The organism is Methylorubrum populi (assembly GCF_002355515.1).
Taxonomy (GTDB): Bacteria; Pseudomonadota; Alphaproteobacteria; order Rhizobiales; family Beijerinckiaceae; genus Methylobacterium; species Methylobacterium populi_A.
The window spans coordinates 3,066,788-3,077,291 of sequence record NZ_AP014809.1 but is presented as its reverse complement, the minus strand read 5'-3'; the positions used below and the strand labels follow the sequence as shown (position 1 = coordinate 3,077,291).

The window sequence follows — 10,504 nt, the reverse complement described above, 5'->3', positions numbered from 1 at the left end:
GTAGATCGTGTCCCGCTCACCGGGACCCACTCCCCGGCACGGTCCCGCGTCGAGGGATGGGTCACGGTCGTCCGGCCCTTCCGGAGCGTCGGATCCTGCGCGCACCGGCGCATCAAGCTCGTTCGGGCCGCGCCTGTTCGGGCCCGCCGTGTCGAGCTCCCGGTCCCGCGGGACCCCCGGCCGGCCGGACGTCGGGTCGAACGGAAGATCGAGTTGGTGGGGTCGGGGATTTCCGTCCGGGGCTTCGGTGGAGGGGCCTTGCCCTTCGGTGCGGCTGGTCATCATCGCGCTCCATAGCGGTCCCACACGGGCACGCGTCCGGCGAGCCGGACGTGCCGTTGCGGGTCGGTGATGGACCGACGGGGGCGCGAAGCGGGCTTGCGGCCCGGAATCGACTGTGCGATCGATATGCGAGGAGCGCACGGGACCCCCGGCCGGCGAAGCCGGCCGACGTCGATCCTGGATATCCCTTAGGGCGCTGTCGTGAGCGTGATGGCCCTGAAGGGGGGATGGCTCTGACGAGGCGCGCGGTCTGGCAGGACCGCGTGCCTCAGCCCGCCTGCGGCGGCTCGCGCGAGCAGGCGCGGCAGTTCGATGCGGTCATGTCCCGATCTCCTCCTGATGTGGCTTGTGCCGCGCGTATCGATTCCAGACGCGGGGCCGGTCCGTCAACAGCAAAATACGCTGGCCAAAGTATCGCAGGTTCGGACGCCGAAGGTGATGTTCCAAGTTTCCCCGGTCTTTCCGCTCGACCGTTGTCATGCGTCAAGGATTGACTGTGTCTGAGCTGGTGAAAGGATTGAACCTCTTTTCCTTTGCTTGCCATCGGCCGGGCCACGCCCGCGTCCGGGCGGGATGAATGGACCTTCAAGGATTGGTCGCTTAATCCTTGAGGGGCCATTCCGCGGCCATGGTGTCACGATCCGGCTCGGCCAGGCACGCCGGTTCCGCGCGCGACCTTGTTCCCGCACGGAGATCCGAGCCGGGCCGAGCTGTGAGGAGTTGCAGAACGCTTATTATAGCAGCCGCGTCCATGGCGGCACATCCGCCGAGCGCTTCTTCCTGTGGATGAGGCGCCGCAAGGGGCTGTTGCGCCGTGCTTATGTGTTAGGCTCGGCGGCCGCATGGTGGCGACAGCGCAGGTCAGTCTGCCCGGGGCCTTTATCCGGCGCCCGGCGGTTAACACGGTCCTGCTGCCGTACAGACTGCTCAGGCAGTTCAGCCTGCGCTTCAGGCGGGTCGCCTGCTTCAGGATCGGCCTGCGCTGACGATGTCTCGGCCCGGGGGGCGCTCAGCGTGCGACACGTGGCGGGCCGCTGGTACGGGCTCGGCGCCCTCGTCCTTGGACGACCTCCTGCCCGCACCCGTGTGCTTCCCGGATGTCGCCTGTCGGCCACCCAGAACCGCCGCCACGCGGTAGCCTCGGTCCGCCCGGTCCAAATGCCGGTCAGGTCTCCCCCTCCCTGCTGCGCGCGGGTTCGCCTGCCCTCAGCCTCGGGCGCGTGGCCCGTAGAAGCGGTGCGCGTTCCGAACCACTCCGGGTTCATGCTCCCTCGGGAGATCGCGCCCATCCGTCATGGCGTTGATCACCTCGAACGCGTCCTCGATCCTCTCGAAAGCGCGACCGCCTTCGAGGTCCGGCACGAACGTCCCGTCCGCCGCCAGGAAATAGATGACGTCGTCGTGTCTCAGGTAGACGTGATACTCGTCCGGCCGGTCTTCGCCCAACGTCAGCCCCCACTCCGCGAGCGGCCTATATGGAACGCAGCCAGGCCGGCACACACCGTAGAAAGTACGGTTGCTCGGGATCTGGGATTGACGGCCGTCCGTGGCGGGCGACCGTATGGCGTGAGACGTTGAGCGTGCCGGAGCGAGGTACGATGTCCCGGTGGCCGAGCGCGCGTTTGCCCGACCGGCCTGGTGACGGTGGCGCGGGAGAGCGGTGCGATGACACCACGCCGGGCGCCGGCGGCAACCCCGGCTGCGCTTTCCCGGCCCGTATCGGTTGAAGTTGTGCCGCCTCCGGGCGGCCTCGGGCGCAAGCCGTGGACACCGCTGGAGCGCGCCGGAACGGGTTCGACGCGGCTTCGCAACGCGCCACGGGACGCAGGGCAGTTCGTCCGGGGGGTCTGGTCGGCGCATCGGCGAACGTGCGCTGGTACCGCGGCCGCGGCTTCGTTCAAGTTCCGTTGTCCATCATGGACGGTCGCGTGCCGGTGCTGCCGCTCGCTTAACCGGCTCCGGCGAAACTCGGCCCCGGGCTGGAATACGGGGACGGATCGTGGGCGGGCGGGCGAGAACTCAAGCGGAGGAGGAGCTCCGATACGCCTGGGTCGACGTGGCAAAGGGCATCTGCATCTTGCTCGTGGTGATGATGCACTCGACCCTCGGCACCGGCGAGGCGATGGGTGGGGAGGGCTTCCTGCACCCGGTCGTCGCCTTCGCCAAGCCGTTCCGGATCCCGGACTTCTTCCTGCTCTCGGGTCTGTTCGTCGGACGGGTGCTGGACCGTGACTGGCGCCGCTTCGCCGACCGGCGCATAATCCACTTCGCCTACTTCTACCTGCTCTGGCTGCTGCTTCAGTCGGCGGTGAAGTACGAGACCGTCGTCGGGGATGGGGGCATCCCGGCCTTCCTGGCTCACCTTGCCCTCGCCCTCGTCGAGCCCTACTCGACGCTGTGGTTCATCTATCTCCTCGCCGTGTTCTCGATCGTGACGAAGTTGCTGCGGCCTTTGCCTGGCCCGGCGCTTCTCGGGACAGCCGCGCTGTTGCAGATCATGCCGGTCCAAACCTCCTCCTACCTCGTTGAGGAGTTCTGCGCCCGCTACGTCTACTTCGTCGGCGGCTACCTCCTGGCCAACCAGATCTTTGCCTTCTCCGATGCCGTGCGGCGCTACCGGCGGCTGGCGCTTGCAAGCCTTGGGGCCTGGGCGTTGGCCGAGGGCTGGCTCGCCTTCACGCCGTCGGGCATCCCGGACCACCCGACCCTCGCGAGCCTGCCGGGGGTGGGTCTCGCGGCCGGATTCGCGGGCGCGCTGGCGATTGTCGCACTTGCCAGCTTGCTGGCCGAAGCGGGCGGCGTCGTGACGGGGGCGCTGCGTACCTGCGGGAAGCGCTCCATCGTGATCTATCTTGCCTTCTTCCTGCCAATGGCCGCCTGCCGCAGCCTGATCGTGAAGACGGGCGTGGTCGAGGATGTCGGGTTGGCCTCGCTCGCCGTGATGAGCGTCGCCGTCGTACTGCCTCTTCTCTTCGAGCGGCTCATCCGCGGCACCTGGCTCGACTTCCTATTTCGCCGTCCCCGCGTCCTTCATCTCGCGGGTACAAGGGGCGGTGAGGCAGCGCTCACGACGCCGCTGACCGGCAACCGGGTGATCGAACGTCAGGCTCGCGGTTAGCGCAGGACCGGGGGGCGGCTCGTCGGTGACGAGCAGGTCGAGGCTCGCGCGGCCGATTGCCTCGGCGAGCCGGTCCGTCGGGCGTGGGCGGGCCGGACAACCCTTCCGCACTCGCAAAGACCCGTTAGGTCTCGCCGTGTCAGGATCGAAGCGACGACAACGCAGCCGGGGAACGCCGCGCGATGATCCTGCCTCGGCGCCTCCCGCGCATCCTCCGGTCCGGCCGCAACTGGGTCGCGCTCAGCGTGCTGGCGCCCGTCGGCATGCTGGTCACGTCAGGGCTCCTGCTGCTGGAGGTGCGCCGTGACGCCTGGGACAAGGCCGAGCAAACCTCGAAGAACCTACTGCAGGTCATCGAGCGTGACATCGCCCGCAACGTCGAGCTCATCGACCTGTCCCTTCAGGCGGCGGTCGAGAACCTGCGTGCGCCCGAGGCGGCGGGGGCCGGCCCCAAGCTGCGCCAACTCATCCTGTTCGACCGGGCCGCCACCGCCAAGGACCTCGGGGTCATGCTGGTCATCGACGCCGACGGTGACGTCGCGGCCGATGCGGGCGCCGTCCCTCCGCGCAAGGGCAATTACGCCGACCGCGACTACTTCCAGGTCCACAAGGCGCGCTCGGACGTCGGCCTCCATATCGGCCGACCGCTGATCTCGCGCCTGACCGGGGAGCGCATGCTGCCGTTCAGCCGCCGCATCGCCAACCCCGATGGCTCGTTCGGCGGCGTTGCGCTTGGTACGCTCAAGCTGTCGTACTTCACCCGGCTGTTCGACCGGATCAGCCTCGGTCATGAGGGTGCGATCAACCTCTACATGCGGGACGGCACGCGCGTCGTGCGCCATCCCTACGTCGAGGCCGACATCGGCGTGAACATCGCCGGCACCCGGAACTTCGACCGATTCGTGCGCGAGGGCGGCGGCGCCTTCGTCGGCACCTCGGTCCGGGACGGCGTCGAGCGCCATTACGCCTTCACGCGGGTCGGCGACCTACCCCTCGTCCTCAACGTCGCCGTCGCCACCGCCGAGGTCGAGGCCGCATGGCGGACGAAGGCGCTCGGTATCGCCGCCGTCGTACTCGTGCTGTGCGGGCTGACGGTCACGCTGTCGCTGCTGTTCGGCCGCGAGCTCCGCCGCCGCGCGGAGATGCACGCCGAGATGGCCCGCCTCTCGCGCACCGACGCGCTGACCGGCCTTGCGAACCGCCGCCGGTTCGAGCAGGTCCTCGCCCGGGCCTGCGAGGACGCCCGACGCACGGGCAACCCGCTGTCGCTGCTCGTCGTCGATGCCGACCATTTCAAGCGCTACAACGACCGTTACGGCCACGCTGTGGGTGACGAGGTGCTCAAGGGCTTGGCCGGCTGCCTCAAGGCTGCCGTGCCCCGGCCCGGCGACCTCGCCTGTCGGGTCGGCGGCGAGGAGTTCGTGCTGCTCTTGCCGAACACCGACGCTGCGGGCGCGCGGCGCGTCGCCGAGAGGGTGCACGCCCAGGTGTCGGGACTGGCAATCGCCTCGGCCGGCATCGCGCCAGGCGCCGTCACGGTCAGCATCGGGCTGGCGACGGGGATAACCGACGCCGACCTCTACGGCTTGGCCGATGCCGCCCTCTACGAAGCCAAGGCATGCGGCCGGAACCAGACCCGCTGCGCATCGCCCCTAACGGGCAGGTCAGCCGGCGAGCCGCAGTTTCGTCTGGTCGGCGCCTGAGACGCTCGGCCGGGGCACGATGGCGTCGCGATGCCCGTGATCGCAACCCTCACGGCAGCGATCCTCGGGTGGGTCGTTCTCGACCTCAGGCGCCCGCCATAGCGGGGGGCTGGCTTGAGCGGGGCGAGGCCGCATCTTGGAAGCGACGGTCTTGCCAGGGCGCCGAGCCTGGTTCTCCAGGTCCGACGGTTGACAACCGCTTCCCTGGGGAACCGTGGGCAACGGCTGGATGCGAGCCATCCCGTGACGTCCAGCCCTGTTGCTCGACCGCCGCAAGCCGATGCCGGTAGAAACGTACCCTCATGTAGAGGCAAGATCCCTTCGCGGAACCAAGCTGTTTAGCCTCGCCCGGTGCCCTCCTCCGCGTCATCGCGCTTCACGTGCGGCCTGCTGACCAGAACGCCAATCGCTTCTCCGCTTCGGTAGAAGCGCGCCCCACGGTTCTCCAGGGCTTCGCGCAAGGCGCGGACCACGCGGCTTCGGGGCTCCACCTTCTGGTTCTCGAAGTCATTTATGGTCTTCTTGCTCACGTCCGAGAGTTTCGAGAACTCAAGCTGCGTCAGGCCGAGCAACTCGCGAGCCGCTTGGCACACAACGCCCGGAAGGGGGGCGCCGGGCTCCAGCGCTTCGACGTTGGCTGAGGATAAGTCGAGCGGCGGCTTGCTTTGCTCGTGATAAAATATTACACCCGTGGTATAGTTACATCTCGTTGTTTGAGCTCGCCCGTCCGCGCGTGGTCCCACTCCATCGCCGGCATCCGTGGCCCGCTCCGCTCTCTCGGGATGGGACTGCTCCATGCTCTACGCCTTCTACGGGGCCGATGGCCGTTCGGCCGCGACCCATGCCGCCCTCGCGGCGGCCCACGCCCTGACGACCGCCGCACGGCCCGCCACGTTGCTGAGGATCACCGAGCGGGGACAGGGCCTTGCCCGGATCCCGGAGACGATGCCAGAGGCCCTGTGCGTCGTCGAGGCCGAACCCGGCGACCTCGTCACCTTCGACGATCCGGAGGATCTGATCAGGCAGGCGCGGGCGACGGCGCGGGACGTCGTCCTGGACCTTCCGCTCTCCTGGCTCCCCTACCGCAGCTTGCGCGAGGCGGCGGCCTTGTCGGTGGTCGTTGTCGGTCCGGGCGCCATGGAGGAGCGCCTCGCGGCCTTCGCCCTCGGCCAGTGCGGGGAACAGGTGATCTCGGGACGGGCGGCGGCGGATCAGGCTTCCGGCGTGGGGCCGGAGCCCGGATCCGCCGCCCCGGTCTGGCTGCTCGGGGCCGGACGGGCCGGAGGAGGCCCGGACGCCACGCGCTTCGAACAGACGATGCGCCCCCTCCTCCGCCGCGCCGGCGCCGGTGACGGCTGCCGGTTCCTGCCCGTTGCCCTGCCCGCGCCGACGCGATCCGAGACGCACGCCGTCGCGGCGGGCCATCCGCTGGCCGGAACGGTGCGCCAGGGCATGCTCCTTCTCGCCGCCATCGAGGTGGCCGCCCAGGATCCCTTCGTCGCTTCCCTCGACAGCGGGCGGTTCGCCCGCGCGCTCGGCCTCGATCCCGAGATGCCCGTCACCCCCGACGAGCGGCGGCTCTGCGACCGGCTGCGCGACCTGGCCGACGCGCTGGAGGCGCTGGAGCAAGGCGGACCGGCTCCGGAGGAGATGGCGCGGGCGCCGCTCATGGAATCCTGGAGTTTTCTGAGCGGCCGGACGCGGGTGCTTGCCGGCGTCTCCTTCGGCCACCCGACCATCGCTTCCGGGCGCCCCACCCTCACCTCGGACGTCTTCGCCACGGACGGAAGAACTTGGGCGCGGACGCTGTCGCGCCTCTATCGCCTGGGGACACCGGCAGAGGCGACGCCGGCGGCGGGGCTCCAGTGAGCGCGCGCCCTCCCGCCCATCCCGACGCCATGGAGATAGCCTGACATGTCCCGACCCGCTTCCGGGCGCCGCGACGCCTGCCCGGCCGCTCCCGCGTGCCCGCCCGCCGCCAACGCCGCGCTGAGGCGCGCGCGCCCGATGCTCAGGCTGTGGCGGGTCGTGCCGCCGCAGTCCCTCGGTCCCGCGACGGCGCGCTCGCTCCTCATGGTGTTGCGCGCGGTCGAACCCCCTTGCGCCCGGCGACGCTGGGACGCCGCGCTCCGGGGCGATCCGGTCGCGACCACGCGCATCGCGCTCACGGTCCTGCGCCTGGAAGGGGTGAGCGGACCGGCGGCCGACACCGTCGCGAGCGCCCTGCTGCTGCGTGCCTTGTGCGGTGATCGAACCGCCCCGGTCGTCCTCGCAAGCGCGCTGAGGCGATTGGCGCGCCGACGTCCGGACGAGCGTCACCTGGTCGAACTCGCCGCGCGGTGGGCGGCCTGGGTGCCGCGCGTCCCGCCGACGCCGCGGCCGTGACCGACCGGGACCGGTTCGCCCCGGCGCCGACCGAGAACCCCTGCCCCGCATCCCAATCGCCCAAGGACGGCACCCATGCGCATCTGGATCCTGTCGGACCTCCACCAAGGAGTGGGAGGGCCACCGTGGAACCCGGCCCGTATCCCCGAAGCCGACGTGGTGGTCGTCGCTGGCGACGTCTGCGAGGGGCTGGGCGCCGCGGTGGACTGGGCGGCCGAAGCGCTCGGACGCCACATGCCGGTCGTGATGGTCGCCGGCAACCACGAGTTTTACCGCCGCATCCACGGCGAGGAACTCGCGCTGGGCCGTGCCGCCGCGCAAGCCGCCGGCATTCACCTGCTGGAGGACGAGGCGGTCACGCTCGGCGGCGTCCGGTTCTGCGGGGCCACCCTCTGGACCGACTATGCGCTCGATGGCCTTGAACGGCGGCGGGCGGCGATGGACGCCGCCGGCCGTGGCCTCAACGACCACCGGCGCATCCGCTGGGGCCACGCGCGGCGGCCCTTCCGCCCGGAGGAGGCGCTCGGCCTGCACGAGGCCTCGCGCGCCTTCCTGGACGCCGTCCTCCGGGAGACCCCCGGCGGGTTGCCCCAGGTGGTGGTCACGCACCACGGCCCGGCACCGGCCTCCGTCGCGCCGGCCTTCGCCGGCGACCCGCTGAACCCGGCCTTCGTCTCCGATCTCGGGCCGATGATCGAGGACCGGCGCCCCGCCCTCTGGGTTCACGGTCACGTCCACGCCAGCCTCGACTACGTGCACGCCGCCACACGGGTGATCTGCAACCCCCGCGGGTACGGCTCCGAGAACCCGGCCTTCCGCGCGGATCTCGTGGTGGAGGTCGGCGCGTGAGGACGCCTCCCGCATCGGGCGTCGCGGCAAACGGGGGACTTGGATGACCGCCTACCTTCCGGCCGACCTGCACGAGCAGGTCGCCGCCCTGCGCACGCTGCTCGGCCGCCTGGAGCGGGTCGTCGCGGGGGCGTCGCCGATCCGCAGGGAGCTCGCGTGGGCCCCCCTCGTCGAGGGCTGGGTGCCCGCCTCGCAGCCGCTTCCCGCCATCGTCGGCGTGATCGACGGGAGCGCCGTGCTGACGGGCCGGATGTGGGCGCTCGACCCGAACCTCGGATGGGCGCTGACGGAGGAGGGCTGGCTGCGCCTCGGCCAGCGCGGCGAAGCCTGACGCGTCGGACCACGAAGATGGAGGACGAATTTCCTTTGACCGGTCCTGTCGTACCCCCGAGCCTCGCGCGCAGGATCGTCCTGCGCCACCTGCCGCGCATCCTGCGTGCGGGCCTAGATCCCGACGGCTTGTACGGTCGGGTGCCGGTGATGCTGGCGCGCGACGCGGGGGCCGTCGACGCCGGCCTCGGCGAGGCGGTCCTGGCCTGGATCGCGCAAGGACCGGCGCGGGACATCCACGACGACCTTCCGGAGATGGCCGCCGGGACGGCGCCGCGGGGCCCCAGGGCCCTGCTCAGGCGCGTCCTGAGGTTGCGCTCTGACGGCCGCGAGGAGCGGCCGTCAGAGGTCCATCCCGCGGAGGCCCGCACGCTCGTCGGCCTCCTCGACGGGTTCGCGGCCGCCCACGACTCCGTCACGGTCCGGGAGATCGCGGACGCGGTCCTCGTGTTGACCGCCTCGCCCGCCGACCGGTCGGCCGCGGCGCGCTTGGCCGCCTCGATGTGGCGGGAGCTGCCGCGCATCGACGAGAGCGCGGCGATCCTCCGGCTCCTCGACATGGCGGAGGAGTTCGACGACGACGACGACAGCTTCGTCTCGGCCGAGGCGGGCCGGCACGGACTCCTGCCCTTGCCCGTGCCCGAGGACGCCCGGGCCGAGGTTCTGCGCCGGGCGTGGGTCGAGGCCATCGACGCGGCCATCGCGGACCTGCGGGTGCAGGCCCGCGCCCTGGCGCTCGGCCTGTCCGCGCTCGCCGTCGGCGAGACCGAGCGCTACTACGGCACCGAGGGGATCGGGAGCGCGGCGCTCCGGTTCGGCGAGGCGGCGCTCGGACCCGTCGAGCGGCGCGCCCGCGCCGCCGAGCGCAGGCGCGCCGAGCTGGCCGCCGCGCGCAAGACCGCCGAAATGCCCGGGAGCGCCGCGCCCGCGCCGGCGGACGAGCCCGACGCGGGCGTGCCCGAGGGACACGTCCTGGTCTGTCCGGCCATCGGCGCCACCGGCTCCGGCAAGGGCCGCGACGTGACCAAGGGGTACGAGAAGTCCATCGCCAAGCCCCTCCCGTTGGTCCCGACGCCCGATCTCGTGCGCGTCCGGCGCCGGCTGCTCTACGAGTTCCCCCAGGCGGGCGGGGCCGTCGATTTCGTCCTATGCGATCTGGTGGGCAAGCCGTTCGTCCGCCTCGGCCACCTCCTCATCGTGGGCCCGCCCGGCAGCGGGAAGTCGCGCTTCGTCCGCCGGTTGGGCGAGGAGCTCGGGACCGGGGTCTTCCGGGTCGACGGCTCGAACGACGCCGGGGCGAGCTTCGGCGGCACGGAGCGGCGGTGGTACTCCGCCGAGCCGGCGCGACCGTTCATGGCGGTGAACCGGTTCCTGCAAGCCAACCCCCTCGTCCTGGTGGACGAGGTGGACAAGGCACCGACCCGCAGCGACTACGGACGGCTCTGGGATGGCATGATTTCCTTCCTAGAGCCCGAGACCGCCGCACGGTTCCCCGACCCCTGCGTGCAGGCGGAGCTCGACCTCTCCTGGGTCTCCGTGGTGGCGACGGCGAACGTGGACTGGAACTTGCCGGCGCCCCTGCTCGACAGGCTGAGGCGGATCGAGTTCCCGCATCCAGGTCCCGAGCATCTTGAGGCGCTGCTCCCCGCCCTGCTCGCCCAGGCCGCGGCCGAGCGCGGGACCGACCCGCGCTGGGTCCAGGGGCTGACGGGCGAGGAGGTGAGGGTCCTCCGCAGGGCGTGGCGGGGCGGTTCGGTGCGCCGCCTCCGCCGGATGCTGGACGTCTTGCTGCGCCACCGGGAGCAGGCGGCCGTCAGGCACTGACCGCCACTCGCCC

Annotated in this window: 9 protein-coding genes; 7 read left to right on the top strand and 2 right to left on the bottom strand. The window is 71.1% G+C overall.

Annotated features, from left to right (window positions below; genetic code table 11):
- Positions 1–1,488: 1,488 nt before the first annotated feature.
- On the bottom strand, positions 1,489–1,728 hold the full coding sequence (locus MPPM_RS14085) for a hypothetical protein (protein WP_012454478.1): 240 nt from the start codon (positions 1,726–1,728) through the stop codon (positions 1,489–1,491).
- Positions 1,729–2,281: 553 nt separating this feature from the next.
- Here MPPM_RS14085 and MPPM_RS14080 point away from each other — a divergent pair.
- Together MPPM_RS14080 and MPPM_RS14075 are read left to right on the top strand one after the other, a co-directional pair.
- On the top strand, positions 2,282–3,400 hold the full coding sequence (locus MPPM_RS14080) for an acyltransferase family protein (protein WP_096485561.1): 1,119 nt from the start codon (positions 2,282–2,284) through the stop codon (positions 3,398–3,400).
- A 182-nt stretch (positions 3,401–3,582) separates the two neighbouring features.
- A complete protein-coding gene (locus MPPM_RS14075) occupies positions 3,583–5,103 on the top strand; it encodes a sensor domain-containing diguanylate cyclase (protein ID WP_096485560.1) in 1,521 nt (506 codons plus the stop codon).
- Between the two features lie 338 nt (positions 5,104–5,441).
- Here the strand turns inward: MPPM_RS14075 and MPPM_RS28915 are convergent, their stop codons facing one another.
- Positions 5,442–5,675: a helix-turn-helix domain-containing protein gene (locus MPPM_RS28915; RefSeq protein ID WP_244573314.1), complete on the bottom strand. Its 234-nt coding sequence runs from the start codon at positions 5,673–5,675 to the stop codon at positions 5,442–5,444.
- A 223-nt stretch (positions 5,676–5,898) separates the two neighbouring features.
- Between MPPM_RS28915 and MPPM_RS14065 the strand changes: the two genes are divergently transcribed.
- From MPPM_RS14065 to MPPM_RS28910, 5 genes are all read left to right on the top strand, one after another.
- Positions 5,899–6,972 (top strand): hypothetical protein, encoded by a 1,074-nt coding sequence (locus MPPM_RS14065; RefSeq protein WP_096485558.1) that lies wholly within the window; start codon positions 5,899–5,901, stop codon positions 6,970–6,972.
- A gap of 45 nt (positions 6,973–7,017) precedes the next feature.
- The gene (locus MPPM_RS14060; protein ID WP_157914194.1) at positions 7,018–7,488 is read left to right on the top strand and encodes a hypothetical protein; all 471 of its coding nucleotides are present in this window, start codon (positions 7,018–7,020) and stop codon (positions 7,486–7,488) included.
- Between the two features lie 75 nt (positions 7,489–7,563).
- Positions 7,564–8,337: a metallophosphoesterase gene (locus MPPM_RS14055; protein ID WP_096485556.1), complete on the top strand. Its 774-nt coding sequence runs from the start codon at positions 7,564–7,566 to the stop codon at positions 8,335–8,337.
- 43 nt (positions 8,338–8,380) lie between these two features.
- Complete coding sequence (locus tag MPPM_RS14050) at positions 8,381–8,668, top strand: hypothetical protein (RefSeq protein ID WP_096485555.1); 288 nt, start codon at positions 8,381–8,383, stop codon at positions 8,666–8,668.
- A 35-nt stretch (positions 8,669–8,703) separates the two neighbouring features.
- Complete coding sequence (locus MPPM_RS28910; protein WP_244573313.1) at positions 8,704–10,491, top strand: AAA family ATPase; 1,788 nt, start codon at positions 8,704–8,706, stop codon at positions 10,489–10,491.
- Positions 10,492–10,504: the final 13 nt, after the last annotated feature.

Coding starts and splice junctions, on each gene's coding strand:
- MPPM_RS14075 (WP_096485560.1), top strand. CDS start 3,583: ATGATCCTGCCTCGGCGCCTCCCGCGCATCCTCCGGTCCGGCCGCAAC.
- MPPM_RS14065 (WP_096485558.1), top strand. CDS start 5,899: ATGCTCTACGCCTTCTACGGGGCCGATGGCCGTTCGGCCGCGACCCAT.
- MPPM_RS14060 (WP_157914194.1), top strand. CDS start 7,018: ATGTCCCGACCCGCTTCCGGGCGCCGCGACGCCTGCCCGGCCGCTCCC.
- MPPM_RS14055 (WP_096485556.1), top strand. CDS start 7,564: ATGCGCATCTGGATCCTGTCGGACCTCCACCAAGGAGTGGGAGGGCCA.
- MPPM_RS14050 (WP_096485555.1), top strand. CDS start 8,381: ATGACCGCCTACCTTCCGGCCGACCTGCACGAGCAGGTCGCCGCCCTG.